This window comes from uncultured Nostoc sp. (assembly GCF_964245445.1).
Classification (GTDB): domain Bacteria; phylum Cyanobacteriota; class Cyanobacteriia; order Cyanobacteriales; family Nostocaceae; genus Nostoc.
This window is the reverse complement of record NZ_CAXTNE010000151.1, coordinates 1-18,859: the sequence shown is the minus strand read 5'-3', so window position 1 is coordinate 18,859 and position 18,859 is coordinate 1. Positions and strand designations below refer to the sequence as shown.

At 40.5% G+C, this 18,859-nt stretch carries 14 protein-coding genes and 1 pseudogene; 3 read left to right on the top strand and 12 right to left on the bottom strand.

All coding sequences use genetic code 11. From position 1 onward, the window contains the following. Positions 1–245 precede the first annotated feature (245 nt). From ACFE90_RS22820 to ACFE90_RS22785, 8 genes are all read right to left on the bottom strand, one after another. Positions 246–668: a hypothetical protein gene (locus tag ACFE90_RS22820; protein ID WP_375504575.1), complete on the bottom strand. Its 423-nt coding sequence runs from the start codon at positions 666–668 to the stop codon at positions 246–248. A gap of 102 nt (positions 669–770) precedes the next feature. Beyond that, positions 771–1,640, bottom strand: coding sequence for a zinc metalloprotease HtpX (locus ACFE90_RS22815; RefSeq protein WP_375504573.1), 870 nt, complete (start codon positions 1,638–1,640; stop codon positions 771–773). A gap of 581 nt (positions 1,641–2,221) precedes the next feature. After that, positions 2,222–3,172, bottom strand: a complete 951-nt coding sequence (locus tag ACFE90_RS22810) for a hypothetical protein (protein ID WP_375504571.1) — start codon at positions 3,170–3,172, stop codon at positions 2,222–2,224. 2 nt (positions 3,173–3,174) lie between these two features. Continuing rightward, positions 3,175–4,647 carry an AAA family ATPase gene (locus tag ACFE90_RS22805; protein ID WP_375504569.1) on the bottom strand — a complete coding sequence of 491 codons (1,473 nt, stop codon included), beginning with the start codon at positions 4,645–4,647 and terminating at the stop codon, positions 3,175–3,177. Between the two features lie 132 nt (positions 4,648–4,779). Beyond that, on the bottom strand, positions 4,780–6,015 hold the full coding sequence (locus ACFE90_RS22800) for an LL-diaminopimelate aminotransferase (protein ID WP_375504567.1): 1,236 nt from the start codon (positions 6,013–6,015) through the stop codon (positions 4,780–4,782). A gap of 174 nt (positions 6,016–6,189) precedes the next feature. Further along, positions 6,190–7,551 (bottom strand): NAD(P)/FAD-dependent oxidoreductase, encoded by a 1,362-nt coding sequence (locus ACFE90_RS22795; protein WP_375504565.1) that lies wholly within the window; start codon positions 7,549–7,551, stop codon positions 6,190–6,192. Positions 7,552–7,785: 234 nt separating this feature from the next. Beyond that, a complete protein-coding gene (locus ACFE90_RS22790; RefSeq protein WP_375504563.1) occupies positions 7,786–8,709 on the bottom strand; it encodes a DUF4349 domain-containing protein in 924 nt (307 codons plus the stop codon). 108 nt (positions 8,710–8,817) lie between these two features. Beyond that, positions 8,818–9,450: a DUF1003 domain-containing protein gene (locus ACFE90_RS22785; protein ID WP_375504561.1), complete on the bottom strand. Its 633-nt coding sequence runs from the start codon at positions 9,448–9,450 to the stop codon at positions 8,818–8,820. A gap of 329 nt (positions 9,451–9,779) precedes the next feature. Between ACFE90_RS22785 and ilvC the strand changes: the two genes are divergently transcribed. Continuing rightward, positions 9,780–10,775 (top strand): ketol-acid reductoisomerase, encoded by a 996-nt coding sequence (ilvC, locus tag ACFE90_RS22780; RefSeq protein ID WP_375504559.1) that lies wholly within the window; start codon positions 9,780–9,782, stop codon positions 10,773–10,775. 111 nt (positions 10,776–10,886) lie between these two features. Here the strand turns inward: ilvC and ACFE90_RS22775 are convergent, their stop codons facing one another. Together ACFE90_RS22775 and ovoA are read right to left on the bottom strand one after the other, a co-directional pair. Continuing rightward, the gene (locus ACFE90_RS22775; protein ID WP_375504557.1) at positions 10,887–11,381 is read right to left on the bottom strand and encodes a DUF427 domain-containing protein; all 495 of its coding nucleotides are present in this window, start codon (positions 11,379–11,381) and stop codon (positions 10,887–10,889) included. Between the two features lie 2 nt (positions 11,382–11,383). Then, positions 11,384–12,745 carry a 5-histidylcysteine sulfoxide synthase gene (ovoA, locus tag ACFE90_RS22770; protein WP_375504555.1) on the bottom strand — a complete coding sequence of 454 codons (1,362 nt, stop codon included), beginning with the start codon at positions 12,743–12,745 and terminating at the stop codon, positions 11,384–11,386. Positions 12,746–13,321: 576 nt separating this feature from the next. On the opposite strand from ovoA, the gene ACFE90_RS22765 reads away from it, so the two are divergent. After that, positions 13,322–14,833 carry a hypothetical protein gene (locus tag ACFE90_RS22765; RefSeq protein WP_375504553.1) on the top strand — a complete coding sequence of 504 codons (1,512 nt, stop codon included), beginning with the start codon at positions 13,322–13,324 and terminating at the stop codon, positions 14,831–14,833. 315 nt (positions 14,834–15,148) lie between these two features. Here ACFE90_RS22765 and ACFE90_RS22760 read toward each other — a convergent pair whose 3' ends face one another. Together ACFE90_RS22760 and ACFE90_RS22755 are read right to left on the bottom strand one after the other, a co-directional pair. Further along, the gene (locus ACFE90_RS22760) at positions 15,149–17,305 is read right to left on the bottom strand and encodes a polyribonucleotide nucleotidyltransferase (RefSeq protein WP_375504551.1); all 2,157 of its coding nucleotides are present in this window, start codon (positions 17,303–17,305) and stop codon (positions 15,149–15,151) included. A gap of 101 nt (positions 17,306–17,406) precedes the next feature. After that, complete coding sequence (locus ACFE90_RS22755; RefSeq protein ID WP_375504549.1) at positions 17,407–17,952, bottom strand: GNAT family N-acetyltransferase; 546 nt, start codon at positions 17,950–17,952, stop codon at positions 17,407–17,409. Between the two features lie 132 nt (positions 17,953–18,084). Here ACFE90_RS22755 and ACFE90_RS22750 point away from each other — a divergent pair. Next, positions 18,085–18,859, top strand: a pseudogene (locus tag ACFE90_RS22750) (ATP-dependent helicase); the annotation flags it as partial.

The window sequence follows — 18,859 nt, the reverse complement described above, 5'->3', positions numbered from 1 at the left end:
CGCCGAATCAACAAATGCGATCGCTAAATCAACAAATGCGATCGCTAAATCAACATTAGAAAGGGAAAACTAGAACATCTAATTCCTTCCCCTTTACAAGGGGAGGGTTAGGGAGGGGTAATTCAATAACCTGCGTGTCACCGTAGCCGACTCAGAAAGGGACGCACTTGAAAGTAACAAGCCTTAACTCAAGCATATTGGGACAGACTTGAACTTTAATTCAAAACAGGGAGAGGTTCGTCGAACTAACGAGAGTAAGGGTGATTGAAAGTTTCCCAAGCAGCAATAGCCGCTTTTTGCAGGCGAAAGCTGAAGTCTACTAAGTCTTTCATCATTAAGTGCCAGTTTCTCTCGGCTTCATCCTGAATTATCGCTAAAGAGTCTTCTAAGCGATCGCGTTCCTTGACTTTCCTGCCTTCAATCAATTCTCGTGCTTGTCGCACAGCTTTTAAATAAGTTTCACGCGTAAGAGTACCTGCTGACTCCGCTTGGCTGCGTCTTTCTAGTGCCTCAATCAGCGCTTTGGTTTCGCGCTTGACTTCATCACTTTCGCCAGCCATTTCAGTTTCTACTAATTTGTCGGTTTCAGGACTAATTTCTATAATAACTATGGATTCAGTAGATTCAATTACTGGCGTTCCAAAGGATTCGATGTTGTTATAAGTCATAGTTAAAACATCCTTAATTACAAAGCTTACTCTCGGATGAAAACTGCACCTTGTAGTGGTAGTCATAAGTCATTGTCAATTCCACTAATGACTAATGACTAATTAATAAACTGCTGTTGGCAGTTGTTGCTCTAGTTTCAGCAATGCTGCAACTCGCTCCTCTGTAGCAGGGTGACTAGAGAACAAGTTACCCATAAACTGTCCAGAGATAGAATTGATAATTAATAACGGCTCATAAGCTGGATTGGCATTTAAAGGCATCTGCCTTGCTGAAGCTTCTAAACGTTGTAGTGCCCTAGCTAAGGCGCGGGGATTACCAGTTAATCTAGCTGAACCTGCATCAGCAGCGAATTCTCGTGTGCGCGAAATTGCTAGCTGAATAATCGTCGCAGCTACTGGCGCAAGCATTACTGTTAATAAGACACCCAAAGGATTTGCACCTCTGTTGTCATCTCGTGAGCCACCGCCAAACCATAAGCTGTAACTAACCATTTGCGCTAGGAATGAGATAGCACCAGCAACAGTAGCAGCAACAGCTTGTGTGAGGGTGTCACGATTAATAATGTGGGTGAGTTCGTGGGCGATAACGCCTTCGAGTTCGTCCTCTGGCAATATATTCAAAATTCCTTCGGTGACAGCAACAGCAGCGTGTTCTGGATCGCGCCCTGTAGCAAAGGCGTTTGCACCTTGACTTGGAACAATGTAAACTCTGGGCATGGGAATGTTAGCGCGATCGCTCAATCTCTGCACCATCCGATAAAGTCCTGGTGCTTCCTTTTGACTCACAGGCTGGGCTTGGTATACTGCCAGCGCAATCTTATCTGATTTATACCAGGACAACAGGTTTGTTACTGCTGCCAAGCCGAGTCCAATTATCAAGCCACTAGTACCGCCAATTATCCAGTAACTAATAGCTATCAAAAGCCCACTTAGCGCAGCTAGCAAAGCAGCCGTTTTCACTTGATTTCCCATATTTTCGCCTCCTGCTAATGCTGTATGAATTTTCTAAAAAACAGCATTATTTAAGCCATACTTTGATTGTATCCAGGTAAACTTAGCTATATGGTACAGAAAACCTATCTGATAAGTACGGTTTTCCCACTTAACTTCTATAAATACTAATTTTAGTTGTTTTGGATACTTGCTCTATTAGAAATAAAATTAGTATTCATAGATATTATAAAAGCATCTATCTATGGAAGTAAATCCTTTATTTATGTCATTAATAGATAATTGCGAAAGTACGTAGTTTAGTTAGAGTAGTCGTGTATGCGCGATCGCTATTGTATAAAGTAAAATAGCCACTCAATCAAAAAGAGACGAAGGAATCGTACATAAATTTGCTAGGCAAAAGGTGTCTGAAATCCTGAATTTACAAAAAGGGTAATATAAAACAGGCTCCACTCCCGGAAGAATCGCCCAGTTGGGATGAGTTTTCTGAAATGTTATGGGAGGAGATTGAAGCGGGAGCAGAGGTAAATCAACCGGGTTTTAAAGTTGTTCGCAAGTTATTAAGCGACAAGAGGTTTCTTAATGCTATACATTTAAAGCTATTAAGCAAATTCCCTTAATATTTTAAAAAAGCAAGGAATGTGATATTTAGCATGATTGCTTTGTTCTGAATAAAATCTTCCTATTTCTAACAATAGTTGATCTTTAAATGTCTCAACTGAAGAAGTCCAGTCACTTGGTGGTTGAATTTGGTTCCAGTAATACTTAGCTTTTCTGAATGTCAATAAAGCTAAAATTAACTCATTCTCCTCCGTATCATTTTGAGCGTTTTGAAACTGTTCTTTCCATGAATCTCTCAATTTATCTATTGCAGTACAATCTAATCGAGAGCAATGGCTAATGCGATTAGATACTTTTGATAAATTACTTTTTAAATCAGAATCAGTAATGATAGCATCTGCCATAGTCACATAAATTTCTTTAAGTAGTAGAAAATTATTATCATAAAGTGTAGAAAAAGTATCAAATACTGGTTGTAGCTCAGGTATGATAAAATATGCTTCTTTATGTATTAAACCCGTAACCCATATCCGATGCTGTTTTGCATTTTCTTCGTTTATGTTGAGTTTTGTATAAAGATTACAGAAAATTGCTTCTGTATCTGAAAAACTATAGTTATATTCTTTTTTTATATTTTGTGTTTGTAGATCAACATCTACGATTGCAAACAGTTTTTCTAAACTTAAATATGAATTATTTTTATTTTCATTATGCAATTTTGAAAGAGTAAAATATGTATCTAATACATCTTTACGATCTCCGCAGTTAAAAAACTCTGGTCGATATTGACTCCATAATTTTGGAACACACGCCTTGTAAAAGTTAGAATCTGGCATCTGTTCCATCTTGCTATATGACTGAGGTGACGGTCTGCCTTCAGTATCCCAAATACCACCTTCGCCTTCGCACAGTACAACAATCTTATTTTTAATTCTACGAGAGCCAATGATTATTTCACAATGTTGTATTAGTTGTTCCGACTTAAGACTCATCTTTAATTTTTAGCTTCTGGCTTTAAAAGTTTTGGTTCTAGTTCCTTAACGTGGGCAGGTGTAAGAGCTTGACATAACTCGTATGAGTGAGTTGCAAGAATATATTGATTACTTGGTGCCCATTGATTGATATCTGCAATTATTTGATATTGCCAATCTGGATGAAATGCTATTTCAATTTCATCCATTAGCACAATTGCATTTTCTATATTATGGTACTTTATCCACATATAAATGCTCAATCTTTTCAATTCGCCATGACTAAGGTCTTCGGGATATAGCTCTAAACCATCTTTATCTAATTTAAAACTGACACCTGATAAATCTGTATCTACATTTATTTTTTTATTAGACAATATTATATTTAAATCATTTATCAGTGCTTTATAGCTATTACCATACTCGCCTTTTTTGATGGCTTCTGCAAAGTCTTTGTCTCGAGCCGACTTAAAGGCTTCAATAAGGATATCTACAGCCAGAAAATCATAGGTAAAAAAGCCTGATAGTTTAGATTTGGCTAATTTAAGCTGTGAATAGTAGTCAGTCTCGTTATCCTGCTTTTTAAATAATAGTTTTCTAGATTCTTTAGAATTAAAAATAAAAACTTGTGTAGAAGGAGCCGCAAGAAATATTTTTTGTGATAATTCCTTCAGGAATGTTTCTCCTTTGTCCATATCTATGTTATCTATATGGCAAAGCAAAACTTCGTCTTTATCTTTATTACCATTAGCTGAATAATTACAAATATATAATAGGTTTTCTGATTGCAAATATTTTAAAACTCTTTGTAAAATACGTTCAAGCTGTTCACGTTGTTCATTAAATGTTTCAAGATTTAATTTAGATATATCGAGTCTTGTTTGAACTTCATCTTGTAATTCTTTTATAGATGTATTTGTCGGTAATAATCTTAGTTTAGGAGTTCTAAATTTAAATCTTTGAAGTTCTAATATTAACTCTCTAAATATATAATTTCTCTCCTGAGTACTCTCAAGTTTTCTCACACTATCTAATCTATTAATAGCTTTTTCTAAATCTTGTATTTCCTTTTCAGTACTTGAAATTTTATTAATAACCTTCTCTAATTGATTGGAAGCAGAAAATTTTAGGTAATCATCATTGTCAACCTCAGTCTTATCATTTAATATTAATAACTCCCTCAGATAAGAGTCATTATAAGATAAAAATTCAAGCTGTACAACTTTATCGTCATTCCAGATATCAATTATGGCTAATACTCTCTTGTTAGAGTTGTTATTAATCGTAAATCCATAAAGTATATTTTTCACAAAATCTTTTTTCTCAGAATCACTAGAACAATGTAATAAAACAAAAATTAATTGCAAAAGTGTACTTTTACCACCACCATTTTGACTACCAAGGGGAAAAATACTGGGGATAAATTCTGGTTCAAAAGTTATGTCCACGTTCTTTAAAATGCGAAAATCTGGAACTTGGACTCGTAGTAATTTCATAAAAAGCTCCTATTGGCAACTTAATATTCAGCATCTTGGATTCTCAAATAGGGTGGGCAGTGTCCACCCTAATATTTGAGACTTACAGATTGAGTTTAACTAAGATAGTCAGACTTAATGCAAAAAAATGCCTTACACCTTAAACTTCTCAGTAATTCGTTTCATCGCCTCTTCGACATTCTCCCGACTGTTAAACGCCGAAATGCGAAAGTAACCTTCACCCGCAGCACCAAAGCCAGAACCAGGTGTTCCCACAACGTTGATAGTTTGCAGCAGCTTATCAAAGAATTCCCAACTGGATAAACCATTAGGCGTTTTCACCCAAACGTAAGGTGCATTCACGCCACCATAAACTGATAATCCGGCGGCTGTGAGTTTCTCGCGGATAATTTTGGCGTTTTCTAGATAGAAATTCACCAATCCCTTAATTTGTGCCTGTCCTTCTTCAGAGTAAACCGCTTCGGCTCCCCGTTGGACGATGTAAGAAACACCATTAAACTTGGTGGACTGGCGGCGATTCCAGAGTTTCCATAGTTCCACATCGGAACCATCGGCGGCTTTTGCTGTGAGTGTCTTCGGTACTACAGTTAACGCGCAACGGGTTCCTGTAAAACCTGCATTCTTGGAGAAAGAACGAAATTCGATCGCAACTTCTCTTGCACCTTCAATTTCATAAATTGAATGCGGAATCGACGGATCGGTAATATAAGCTTCATAGGCTGCATCAAAGAAAATAATTGAATTATTAGCTTTGGCATAGTCCACCCATGTCTTGAGATATTCCTTAGTAGCAGTTGCGCCAGTGGGGTTATTGGGAAAGCAGAGATAAATTAAATCGACTTTCTTTGAGGGAATCTCGGCGGTGAAGTTGTTATCAGCTGTAATTGGTAGATAAACTAAACCCCCAAATTCGCCTTTATCGTTGGCATCCCCAGTATTTCCCACCATAACGTTAGTGTCTACATACACAGGGTAAACGGGATCAGTAACGGCAATTAGATTGTCATGTCCAAAGATTTCTAGAATATTGCCCGTATCGCACTTGGAACCATCGGAGATAAAGATTTCCGAAGCATCAATTTCGGCTCCCCGTGCTTGGAAATCTTGAGTAGCAATTTTTTCTCGTAACCAAGCGTAACCTTGCTCTGGGCCGTAACCTTTGAAGGTATTGCGATCGCCCATTTCTTCCACAGCTTTAATCATAGCTGTGCGGCAAGCCTCCGGCAGAGGTTCGGTAACATCGCCAATGCCCAGGCGGATGATTTTAGCATTACTGTTCGCTTCTGCAAAGGCATTCACCCGCCGAGCAATTTCTGGAAACAGATAACCCGCTTTCAGCTTCAGGTAGTTGTCGTTAATAGTTGCCATTATGTTGATTATGAAAAAACGCCCTCAAACAGCTTACTGCTAATTTATGAGGGCGGGGAGAAATCAATTCAAAATTCAAAATTCAAAATTCAAAATTGAAGAACTTCTGCCTTCTGCCTCCAGAAAGAACTGCCTCCTCTTTCCCAATGACTAATGACTAATGACTAATGACAACTAGATATTTACTGGCTGTTTATTATCGGTTGATGCGTAATAAATGTTGCGATCGCTAATTCCGAACTGCGTGATTGATTCTTGTCCTGTAATCAATCTTGCTCCACGATTACGGGTGAAATAGTTCCATGCCCACTGAATCATTACTACTAATTTGTTGTTAAATTCAATTAAGAAGTAGATGTGAATCAATAGCCAAAACAGCCATGCAACGAAACCTTTTAGCTTGATAAAGCCGAAATCGACCACAGCAGAATTGTGCCCAATCATTGCCAAACTACCATAATCGGTATAAGCAAAGGGTGGCAAATTGCTACCTACAAGCCGCTTTTGGACTAATTCTGCTACATATTCACCTTCTTGCTTCGCTACAGGTGCAACACCAGGTAGCGGTTTACCATTTTGATGAGAAAAATTTGCTAAGTCGCCAATTACAAAAATATTGGGATGTCCCTTAATACTCAAGTCAGGTTCAACGATAATCCGTCCAGCGCGATCGCATTCTGCACCTGTGTGTTCTGCTAGGACTTTTCCCATTGCGGAAGCTTTCACACCTGCTGCCCATAATACCGTTTTTGAGGCAATTTCTTTAACTTCATCGCCTTGTTTGAGGGTAACAATATCATTTTCAATATTTGTTACCAATGTTTTTGTCTGGACAACCACACCCAAGCGCCTTAGAGATGCTTCCGCTTCTTGTGATAACTCTGGTGCAAAGGGTGGCAAAATCCGATCCAAACCTTCTAATAGCAAAATCTTGGCTTCTGAGGTGTCGATATTGCGGAAATCTTCTTTGAGAGTTTGATTTGCCAATTCTGCGATCGCACCAGCTAACTCTACACCAGTTGGGCCACCACCAACAATTACAAAGGTTAACCAGGCACGGCGTTTTTCTGGATCGGTTTCTTTTTCTGCGGCTTCAAACGCCGAAAAAATCCGGCTACGCATTTCTATAGCATCTTCTACTGTTTTCAAGCCGGGGGCGAATTCTTCCCAGTTGTCTTTGCCAAAGTAGGAATGCTTCGCACCTGTGGCGACAATTAAGGTGTCGTAAGGTACTGCTTCGTCGCCTACCATCACTTGTTTTGATTCTGGATCGATATTATTTACCTCTCCCAGCAGTACTTTCGTATTCTTGCTCTTGCTGAGGACAGAACGCAACGGTGAAGAGATATCAGCAGGAGATAGCGCACCTGTGGCAACTTGATATAAAAGGGGTTGAAATAGATGAAAGTTACGTTTATCAATCAGAGTAACGTTCACTGCCGCTTTGGCAAGTGTTTTTGCTGCATAAAGTCCACCAAAACCACCGCCAACGATTAATACTTTATGGGGTGGACTATTGTCAAGTGAATTTACCATAAGAAATATTATCGTGTATGCCGACTATTGTAACTATTCTTAACAAATTTGTATCAAAATTGTCATCATATATTTTGTATTGCTCTTTACATTTGAAAAAGTATTAAAGTAATCGAGACTACAGGATAAACAAAATTGTTTAAGAGAAAGGTACAGACAATAAAAGTTTGAAATATTTCAATCCCTGTTTATCTGTGTAGATTTATCAAAGGTAGATGTAGTATTTATGCAAGTTTAGTCAGAAATAGTTGACTCTGGTGTTTGTGTCAAACGTGGTGAATGAGTTCGCCGCCAACGCCTAAAGCCATAGACAAGAGCAACAAAAATTAACAAATAGGGGCTGTAAACAATTAACCAAATACCCAGTTTAAGTAAGCCAACGGAAAATGCACTCAAAGAATGGGTAGAGTTATTCCAAGTTTCCTTAACTTGCAAACCCAAGGCAGGTTGGGGACTGGTACTAGAAACTGCTGCTTCTAGGTTCAGCGTAATAGTGGAATATACAACTTGATTTTGTAAGCTTTTTAATTGGGCATCAATTTGTTCTATTGTTTGTCGGACATTACTCAGTTCTTGGGCAACACTAAGCACATCTCTCACAGAACCTGCCCGATCCATAATTTTTTGCAAATTGGCTTCAGTTTTTTGCAAATTGGTTAATCTGGCTTGGAAATCTACTAAGCGATCGCCCACATCTTCTGCCGTGATATTACGACTTTCAACAGTGCCCAATTTAGCTAGTTCTTCTAGGGTAGGTTCTAGCAGATTCTCTGGTATCCGCAATTGTATTGTGGCTGTGTAACGCGGGTTGTCGTTTTTGGGTTGTTGTTGTTTCAACCCAATCAAATCCCCTTGGTGTTTATTGATAATTTGCGAAACAGCATCAATAGTCTTCTCTACAGAGTTGACAGTCAAAGACATTGCTGCCTTTTTGATGAGTTGGGGACGAGAACGGGCTATTGGTGCAGCTTCCGCCTTTTGGAAACTGCTTTCACTAGCAGGTGCTATTGCTTGATTTGCTGCGCCATCGGCTGCAATTGGAGGTGCAGCCTTATTTGCCATCTGTTCGGAAGAGGCACAACTAGTGAAAATCAACCCTCCTAATAACGCACTCCCAAATAAAACAGATGTGCGCGGCAATTTAGCTGAAGTGGACATAATCTACCCCTAGATGGATGAAGTTAACCCCAGTATTACTGAGGTAAACCTCAAAACCTGTATTGTTGCGATTTATGTAACAGGCATAAAGTTTTGTCCAAAATCCAATTATTCTTCAATTGATGTTTTTTGCTGAGAGAAACTTGCTAACTCGGATGCTAAAGTCTCTTCTAATACATCTATAATTGCGTGCGGATCGGTAGGGGACTTCATCATTTCAGCCTCCGGGTCAGAGCGATTTTTGACATTAGGAATATCGTGGCGTAATTCCTCAACCAAAGCGATAAGTTTAGCGATTTTCTGCTCAGAGAGCAGGTTGAGTTGAAGACTAAGCTGCGCGCGTTGCTCTGCTAACTTTTCTTGTCGCTCTTGTTTAATCAATACCCCTGTTGTCACTAACAATGAACCCGTAGTCAGTGAAAATTGTAACCAAGAAAATGGAAGAGGATCAAATCTTGGTATGCCGAAACGTCGTGGTAAGACATTGGGTGTTATCCATAGAATAATCCCAAGCAGGATACTATACAGGAATGCAGGACGACCAAAAAAAGCAGTTACCGTTTCTACAACCCGCTGGTGTTGTGGTACGTCTTTTTCGGAACGTCTGTGCAATGCAATGATAGTGTCGATATTTTTACTAATAGATTCCGGTAATGGGGCGGTGGGCAGAATATTTTGACGACGTGTTTCGCACGATACTTGCGGTGAATCTTTTGGATTTGGTTTATCTTGGGAGAGCATTGGTAGTCTGACTTGATGATTACTTCAATTTACTAACTCAATTTAAACCGCAATTCAAATGTTATATGCTTGATTAATCAATCGATTTTGAACTCAAATTGGAAGTAATAACGTTATAGTGTCTACTGGAACCGTTACCGCAGTTAAGTTTCAAGGTGATATGGCAACCAGGATCGTACTCTGGCTGCGCCGAATGTCATCTAGGTTTTATAAGGTTTTGAGCAATATTGTGAGAAATCCGGGTAATAGTTCATCTGTGGTTACTCAATTTAAGGTACAATCTTAAGCCTGCCAATAAATGACGATGCTTGCTGACAGGAGATGCTTCTATGGCCCGGATGTACTATGACGAAGATGCCAATTTAGACCTTTTGGCTGGAAAAACTATTGCTATCATCGGCTATGGTTCTCAAGGTCATGCCCACGCTCTCAATCTCAAAGATAGTGGTTTGAATGTGATTGTGGGACTATATCCGGGTAGTAAGTCAGTCGCAAAAGCCCAAGCAGCTGGGTTAACTGTGAAAGATGTTGCAGATGCTGCCAATGCGGCTGATTTCATCATGATTTTGTTACCTGATGAAGTCCAAAAAACGATTTACAAAAACGAGATTGAACCGAATCTAGAAGAAGGGAATGTGTTAGCCTTTGCCCACGGCTTCAATATTCACTTTGGGCAAATTGTACCACCAGCTAATGTAGATGTGGTGATGGTAGCACCAAAAGGGCCAGGGCATATAGTCCGGCGGACTTATGAACAGGGGGAAGGTGTACCAGCGCTATTTGCAGTTTATCAGGATGCTAGCGGTCAGGCACGCGATCGCGCCATGTCTTATGCTAAAGGTATCGGTGGTACTCGCGCTGGTGTTCTCGAAACGACTTTCCGCGAAGAAACCGAAACAGATTTATTTGGCGAACAAGCGGTATTGTGCGGTGGTTTGAGTGCTTTAATCAAAGCTGGATTTGAAACTTTGGTAGAAGCTGGTTATCAACCAGAATTGGCTTATTTTGAATGTCTGCATGAAGTCAAGCTGATTGTTGACTTGGTTGTGGAAGGCGGTTTAGCTAAAATGCGCGACAGCATTTCTAATACTGCTGAGTATGGCGATTATACTCGTGGGCCGCGGATTGTGACCGAACAAACCAAAGCTGAAATGCAGAAGATTCTCAGCGAAATTCAATCTGGGCAATTTGCACGAGAATTCGTTCTAGAAAACCAAGCTGGTAAACCAGGATTTACCGCCTTGCGTCGCAAAGAAGCAGAACACAAAATTGAAGAAGTCGGCAAAGATTTACGCGCTATGTTTAGCTGGTTGAAAAAAGCTTAAGCAAAAGGAGGAGCCAAAGAACTGAAATACATTCCACACTCACCGCTTGTAGTGAGTGTGGGCTTCTCAAGATAATGTCTATCTGATGTTCATGAATTGTTAGCTGATAAATTACCACCCCATTGTTCCAGGGCTACCTTTAAATGGCCCGACAATATCAGCAGTTATCCATCCACCATAAAAATCGCCAGGTTGAGACATAATTAGCTCATCATTTACATAGCAAGCATCCATTAAACTAGGGTAAAAAGCATAGTATTCTTGAATCGTTACAAAATCATGTGTGGGTTCAATATATCGCCAAGCAGCGTTATTTATATACTTATCACCGATGCTGATATCATAATATTGACACTTACCCTTCCATTCACACCAAGTTTTTTTAGGCGTTTCAATCAGATATTCTAGTTTAATGTCTTCAGAAGGAAGGTAATAAACCGGAGGATGGCTAGTTTCTAAAACTCTTTTAGCTTTAGTTGTTTCTGCTAAAAGGATACCATTACAAATTATCCGAATTGATTTGTTGCTATCTTCTAAACGAGCCGGACGAGGATAATCCCAAACTGATTCTTGACCGGATTCTGGTATGATAGGATTTGGTCGCATTCTCAACAATCTCCTTTGAAATCTTGAGCAATTCTAAAACCAGCGTGTTGATAAAAGTAGGGACGAAACCAATTACGATAGGTTGGTAATGCCATTGATCCATTAGTAGCCCAAGAACCGCCAAGCATCATCTGATGTTTATCATCAAAAAAGGGTGCTGCTTGATCTTCGTAAAGCGGATGAGGTTGAAATCCTGGTAGAGCGTTGAAAGTGTCCCCTAACCATTCCCAGACGTTTCCTCTAAGATCGTAAAGTCCAGAAGCACTATTAGCTGGTTTGAACATTCCCACTGGGCTGGGGGAAATGAATTGTAAGTTGAGATTATAGTTACTTGATAAGTGCTTATCCTCAGAGGTAAGTAAGGCTTGATTCCATTCGGCTTCAGTCATCAAGCGGATTTCTGAGCCTTGAAAACGACAAAATGCGATCGCTTCGTAGTAATTGACTTCTACAGGCCAGTCTAGGGGTAAGTCTATTTCGTCGAATATGGCTCGATAGCGATAACCATCCTGGAAGGGTATCCAGAATTTGGGATGTTGGACGTTGTAAAGTTGCTTCCAATCCCAAGATTCAGCATTCCAGTAATCGGGATTGTTGTAACCACCAGCTTGAGCAAATTTCAGATATTCGCCGTTAGTGATGAGATATTGACTAGCTAAAAATGGTTTCACTTCAACAGTGCGATCGCCATATTCGCTATCCCAACCATAAGTAAGATCATCCTTGGGTTTTCCTAATTTCACCACACCACCTGGAACGCGGCGCATCTCATTATTAGGAATATTACCGTTACTAGGTGCGTAATTCCACCCTTGGGGACGTTTTAGGCGATCGGTAGGCAATTGACGCACCAGCATCGAAGAGGTTTCAAAGTGAATGCGACTATGTTCTATTCCCATTAGCAAAGCCCAGAAGGGATGCTGTTGATGAATCGGGAGATCCAAGGGAGTATTTTGAATAACTTTTGTAATTGCCTCTCGTGCCTTGTCTCGATATTGCCAAACTTTTTCTACATCAGGCCAGCTAACCCCTTGCATAGCTGCATCGAGTTCTGTCGGTGTTTGTGGATCAACTCCGATTTCAAATAGGGTTTCGTATTGCGAATTAATTCCAGCTTTGATTAAACCAACGCCAATTAACTTATTTATGAAAAAAACAGCTGAGTGACCAAGATAAAAAATTAGACGGTTTCTCAAAGGATCGGGGTTAAGATAAAAAGTTTCTTCCCCAACCAAACTTTTCATGAGTGTTTCTTCAAGTTCCCAAGAATTCTCAAAGTAATTGAGCAGGCTTTGTGAACTGCAATCATTGAGTGTGGGGACTTGAGTTGATGTCAGTTTATTTATGGTTAAAACTAAAGCCATGATATTTTTGACAGAACATTCATCACACAAATTACATAAACTACTACTGGTTACAAAAAAAGTCTTCTTGATCGCATTTTTATTGTGTCGTTATGATCAGACAATTTACTAAATTTGTAACTAGACAATAACTGTATTTAAAAATACTTTACATACTTAGGATACGAATAATATAAATAATGAATTAGCGTTGAATTACTTGTCTTAACTGAGTTTCACATGATTTTTCTATAATGCAAATATTACCCAAAGACTTATTAATAATGATAACTTAAATAAAGGGGTGGGGGAAATGCTTAGAGAAAAAAAGATAAAAGCTAAAATTGCTAGCGTTTTCATCCCCTTTAGGGGAAGTGGTCAGGGAAGCCTCGATGCCGAAGGACTGAAGTCGTAGCTACACAGGCTTTGCCTGCGTAGGCAGGCTAAAGAAATTTACGGTAAAATAAGGGCGTTTTCTGTTGATTGTAAATTCCTCGACGCTGTTGTGGGTATTTATCCGGTTGTTAACGATATGCAGGAGCGGCGATAGTTAAGTAGCAGTTTTGTTACCAAATTCCTCATATTTATTACTTACCCATGACACAATCGAATATAGAATTTAAACAAGATGAGTTACATCACATCTTTGTACCTTATCAGACAGCCAGCCAAGGTGGAACTCAAAAAGTTACATTGAGGTCAGGAAAAAGCTATGAAGTCAATATTCCAGCCAACAGTACAGAAGACGATAAATTACGCTTAAAAAACTGTGGTTTGCAGGGAAATAATGTTGTCCTTATTCTACACACTCTATTTGATAAAACTATAAATATAGAAAAATCAGTAGACTTATTGATAACTACTGTAGATATCAAGCCAAAAAGCAAACAAAGATGTAGAAAAGTCTATCAGCTAATCAAAGATGGTAAATATAGTGAGTCTTTAGCGGCTCAGGACTTATTAGATTTTATTGTTTCCCTCTCTGAAAGTGACTCATTATTTTACCAGCGTTACAAAATTGCCAGTCAAAACTCTAAGTTGATCAAAATTGAAGAGTGTATTGAAAACGCCTTAGCTGCATCTAAGCTAGAGGAGACTGAAAAGCAGTCACTAAAAGGAATATATCAGTGTATTAGAGCAGGAGAAAGTATAACTGATTTTGATGTTCTCAATCAGCTTGACTCTATCATTCAAAATTCTTTCCTTCTGAACGAACTAAAACAAGTCTATTTTCAATACAGTGTTATATCTAGAGCAATTACTGCTGATTTATTTATCGTCAATCTGATTGATAATTCCCCTACTATCACAAGTAATATATACAGAGCAGAGATATTACTTGCTGCCTACGCTACACTTAGAGATGGTAAGCAAGTTTCTGATAAAGCTTGCTTGCATTCGTTAGACTCGCTAATTTTAAACTCAGATATTCCAGATGATTGTAAAGTAATTTACAAACTGATGCGTGAGCCAGTAACGAATCATAAGGGAAAGTCTCAGGAAGACGATGATATCATTGGCAAAGTAAAAAAAGTTCATGATTCAGTTAAAAGGGCATCTGTGGTTGTTCCTACTGCTACTAAAGTCGCTACAACTATAGGAGTAAAAGCAGGAACAGGAGCAGCGTTTGGTACTCTCTCTGGAGGCGCAGCGACTAATGCAACTCTAGCTTTGTTAGGGGGTGGTTCTGTCGCTGGGGGTGGTTTAGGAATGTTGGGAGGATTAGCAGTTGCAACCGGTGGAGCTGCTTTGATTGGTGCAGCAGCTCTAGTATCTGTTGCCTATGTTGCTCAAATGGATTCTGAAGAGAAAAAGAATTTAGGAATCGCAGCAGGAGTAGGAGTTGCAACTAGTGCAGCAGCTGTTGGAACAGCTTGGGCTGCTATCAGCGCTTTTGGTGTGGCTGGTACAGGTACAGCGATTGGTACTTTATCAGGAGCGGCAGCCTATAGTGCTGCTATGGCAGCCCTTGGCGGGGTTGGTGTTATGACTGGAGGCGCTGCTGTTGTTGCATTTGGCGCAGGTTTTGCAGCTTGGAAATTTCTTGGGGGGAATAAGAATGATCCTAAGCGGATCTTAAAACAGTTAGAGGCGAAACTATATTCCTAATACCACGAATTTTTTAAATGGCAAGGTGGTTACGGGGCATTTACAGCCAGTCATCATCTCATCGAGCAGACAGCAAATTACATTTCTAACCAAGTAACTCACCATCAGCAAAAATCTCTCATCCCCGACTGGGAAATTATCTAATAATTGCATCCAGCCTGCGTTCGCTCTTAGCGTTCCCGCAGGGTAGGCAGGCTTTGTTCATGTAGCTGCGACTTCAGTCGTTCGGCTCATAATTAGAGAAGCATACGGCGATGCCTTCACAGTAGGCATCGCGGATTTTAGATTTTATCTAATCTAAAATCCCAAATCGAGTTACCGATTCACCGCCGCAGCTTCCCTTGCTGCTGCTGCTTGATCTGGGTGGATACCCAAGCGAGTGAGATTAATCCGACCTTTGTTATCAATTTCGCGCACTTTGATAATCACTTCATCGCCCACCGCTACTTCATCCTCAACTTTGCCAACGCGGTAGTCAGCTAATTGTGAGATGTGGATCATCCCTTCTTTTCCAGGCAGAAATTCCACAAATGCACCTATCGGTATAATCCGAGTGATGCGTCCTGCATAGACATCCCCTTCGTGTAACTTGCGGGTCATGCCTTGGATGATGTTTCTGGCTCTCTTCGCCTTGTTCTCATCCACAGCAGAAATTGTCACGGTGCCATCATCTTCGATGTCAATTTTCGCACCAGTTTCCTCTGTAATCCCCTTAATCGTCTTGCCTCCAGGCCCAATTACCAAACCAATCATGTCTGAATCAATCTTGATTGTTAATAGACGTGGGGCATAAGCTGAGGTTTCAATCCGTGGCGTGTCAATGCAGGCTAGCATTTTCTCCAGAATGTGCAACCGGGCTGATTTAGCTTGGTGAACGGCTTGAGAAATAACCTCCAACGACAAACCAGAGATTTTCATATCCATTTGTAAGGCGGTAATCCCGACATCCGTTCCGGCAACTTTGAAGTCCATGTCGCCCAAAAAGTCTTCAATGCCCTGAATATCGGTGAGGACTCGCACTTCGTCCCCTTCTTTAATCAGACCCATTGCTGCGCCACTGACGGGTTTGATAATTGGTACACCAGCATCCATCAGAGCTAGGGTGGAACCGCACACTGAACCCATTGAAGTGGAACCGTTGGAGGAAAGTACTTCCGAGACGATGCGAATCACGTAGGGAAATTGTTCTTTTGAGGGTAGCACAGGTAGTAGCGCTCGTTCTGCCAATGCCCCGTGACCAATTTCGCGCCTTCCTGGGGCCCGCATTGGCTTGGTTTCCCCGACTGAGAAAGGCGGAAAGTTGTAATGATGCAGATAACGCTTGTGTTGATCTAGCTGCATGTCATCGTTGAGGTTTTGGGCATCCCCAGGTGTACCCAGAGTACAAGTGGATAATACCTGAGTTAGTCCCCGGTTAAATAAACCACTGCCGTGGACTCGTTTTGGTAAGACATCAATTAAACAAGAAACAGGTCGCACTTCATCAAGTTTACGACCATCAACGCGAACGTTATCTTCGACGATTTGCCGCCGCATGAAGTATTTGGTAATATCTTTAAAAGTGTTACCAAGTGCCTTGCTATTTGCAGTTGCGGCAACTCGAATTGGATCTTCTTCTGGCAATTGGGCGATAGTCGTGGCAATTTCATCCTTGACGACATCTAAAGCGGCATCGCGTTCGGGTTTAGTGAAAGTAAATTGAGATAAGATTTTCTTAATCTCACTACTAGCGCGATCGCGGATATAATTTTCTAGCGTCTGGTCTGCTTCTGGTGGTGCTTCTTGCACTATTACCAGACCCAGTTCTGCTACTAAATCTTGCTGCGCTTTGATTAAGTCCCGCACTGCTTCATAACCAAAGTCAATCGCCTCGATAATATCTCGCTCTGGCAATTGATTGGCTCCCGCCTCCACCATGATTACACCATGTGGTGAACCTGCTACTACTAGATCCAAGTCTCCGGCTTCAATTTCTGCATAAGTAGGGTTAATGATAAAATCATCTCCCACTAAACCAACCCGCACTGCTGCCATTGGCCCATTAAAAGGAATTTGGGCAATTAAAGTAGCGATGGAAGCGCCTGTAACTGCTAGCACATCAGGTGGAACTAACTCGTCCATCGACATCGTTAAGGCAATAATTTGCAGGTCATCCCGTAGCCATGAAGGGAACAGGGGACGCATGGGGCGGTCTATAAGACGGCTGGTGAGAATTGTTTTTTCTGGTGGACGACCTTCTCGGCGCATGATCCCTCCGGGAATCCTACCAGCGGCATATAGCCTTTCTTCATAATCTACTGTAAGGGGAAGAAAATCAATACCTTCTCTGGCTTGCGATCGCGTAGCCGTCACTAAAACGGATGTGTCCCCTGATTCTATCAAAACCGACCCACCAGCCTGGGGAGCTAGTAGGCCTACTTTCAGTCGAATATCCCTTCCATCGAAGGATATTGACTTATCAACTTCTGCCATTCAGTTTTTTTTCCTTCTCTTTCGCTATTCTCTTTCTGTGGCAATCCTAACATTTATGCACTATGACTGACTTCTAGTACATACAAAGATAGATAAGTAGTTCAACCCAAAGCACGATACATCATCAACGCGTCTACCGTTTGTTCATCCCCTAGCTTCGCCGCACGCGGAATGCGCCCAATGATCTCAAATCCTAACGACTGCCAAAGTGTAATTGAAGGTATATTAGTTTCAAAGACCAAATTGAACATTACTGCTTCATAGCCCAGGTTTGCTGCTATTAAAAGCATCGCTTCTCCCATGAACCGCCCGATTCCCTGACCACGTAACCCAGGTTGTACAATAAAACCAGCGTTGCAAATATGGCAACACCGACCGGGGAAGTTTGGTTTTAAATAAAACGCCCCTAATATTTCTTTTGGTTTGTGTGTAGCATCCTGAACAGATGTCCTGACAACAAAGGCATCCTTATTCAACCAGTAAGCTGAAAATTCTGCCTGAGATAGAGGTTCCTTTTGGGGATAAGTTTTACCTTCAATCAATAAAACATTCAGTAATGCTCTTACAACCTCCTGTTCTTGAGGATGCATATAATCTAGTTCCACTTTTATCCCGTTTTTTAAAACTTTAATTAAGGGAAAAATCATTATAATTAATAATATTAATGTGAGATAAATTAATTATATGTAATTTTTAGTGAAATCTTATAAAGAAGAGGTAAAAAGTAGAATAATTGCGGTTTTCATTCTTGAAATTTGGGAAATCTGAGTAGTTAGCAAATGACGATTTTACACTGTAATTGGTTACTAAAAAATCAAAATGGTTGTTTATTTATTTGGGGAGAAACTTGGCGATCGCCACGAGTGAATTTCGAGCCTAATGGTTCTGGAGATATACCATTACATCCATTGGCGATGACATCACTTGAGTTGAATGAGTGGTTGCGATCGCGAAGCGTCGCCTTTGGCGATTCGCAGAACATGGCGATTACCAACTTCATGCAGCAACCCCAAGTTGCGATGCCTGCGGCAAGCAAAGCCATCGCTACGACTGGACGAACGCGCAAAGCCGCCACTACCACTGAGATCAGTTTACCAACGTATTCGCAAATCATTGCTTTACCAACTTATATTCCAGAAGGCAGTAAGGAAGAAACAACAGCGATTTTCCCTGTACATTCTGCCAGTTTGGGGCTAGACACAGACTCTTTGCAATATTTGCAACCGTGGCGAGTTGAAGGTTTTTGTCTCAACCCCAGCGAAGCAGTAAAATTTCTTGCTGCTGTTCCCTTAAATGCTACTAACGGAGAAGATGCTTTTTTAGGAGGAGATTTACGTTTTTGGTCGCAAGTTGCCCGATGGAGTTTAGATTTAATCTCACGGTGTAAGTTTTTACCAATAATTGACCGACAATCAGATGATGCATTTACCGCTAAGTGGCAAGTACTTCTAGACAGTGCTGTAGATGGAACCCGTCTAGAAAGATTTTCTGCGAATATGCCGTTGGTTTGTCGTACTTATCAAGGGGGAGTGGGGAGTGAGGAGTGGGGAGTGG

Coding starts and splice junctions, on each gene's coding strand:
- ACFE90_RS22820 (WP_375504575.1), bottom strand. CDS start 668: ATGACTTATAACAACATCGAATCCTTTGGAACGCCAGTAATTGAATCT.
- ACFE90_RS22815 (WP_375504573.1), bottom strand. CDS start 1,640: ATGGGAAATCAAGTGAAAACGGCTGCTTTGCTAGCTGCGCTAAGTGGG.
- ACFE90_RS22810 (WP_375504571.1), bottom strand. CDS start 3,172: ATGAGTCTTAAGTCGGAACAACTAATACAACATTGTGAAATAATCATT.
- ACFE90_RS22805 (WP_375504569.1), bottom strand. CDS start 4,647: ATGAAATTACTACGAGTCCAAGTTCCAGATTTTCGCATTTTAAAGAAC.
- ACFE90_RS22800 (WP_375504567.1), bottom strand. CDS start 6,015: ATGGCAACTATTAACGACAACTACCTGAAGCTGAAAGCGGGTTATCTG.
- ACFE90_RS22795 (WP_375504565.1), bottom strand. CDS start 7,551: ATGGTAAATTCACTTGACAATAGTCCACCCCATAAAGTATTAATCGTT.
- ACFE90_RS22790 (WP_375504563.1), bottom strand. CDS start 8,709: ATGTCCACTTCAGCTAAATTGCCGCGCACATCTGTTTTATTTGGGAGT.
- ACFE90_RS22785 (WP_375504561.1), bottom strand. CDS start 9,450: ATGCTCTCCCAAGATAAACCAAATCCAAAAGATTCACCGCAAGTATCG.
- ilvC (WP_375504559.1), top strand. CDS start 9,780: ATGGCCCGGATGTACTATGACGAAGATGCCAATTTAGACCTTTTGGCT.
- ACFE90_RS22775 (WP_375504557.1), bottom strand. CDS start 11,381: ATGCGACCAAATCCTATCATACCAGAATCCGGTCAAGAATCAGTTTGG.
- ovoA (WP_375504555.1), bottom strand. CDS start 12,745: ATGGCTTTAGTTTTAACCATAAATAAACTGACATCAACTCAAGTCCCC.
- ACFE90_RS22765 (WP_375504553.1), top strand. CDS start 13,322: ATGACACAATCGAATATAGAATTTAAACAAGATGAGTTACATCACATC.
- ACFE90_RS22760 (WP_375504551.1), bottom strand. CDS start 17,305: ATGGCAGAAGTTGATAAGTCAATATCCTTCGATGGAAGGGATATTCGA.
- ACFE90_RS22755 (WP_375504549.1), bottom strand. CDS start 17,952: ATGATTTTTCCCTTAATTAAAGTTTTAAAAAACGGGATAAAAGTGGAA.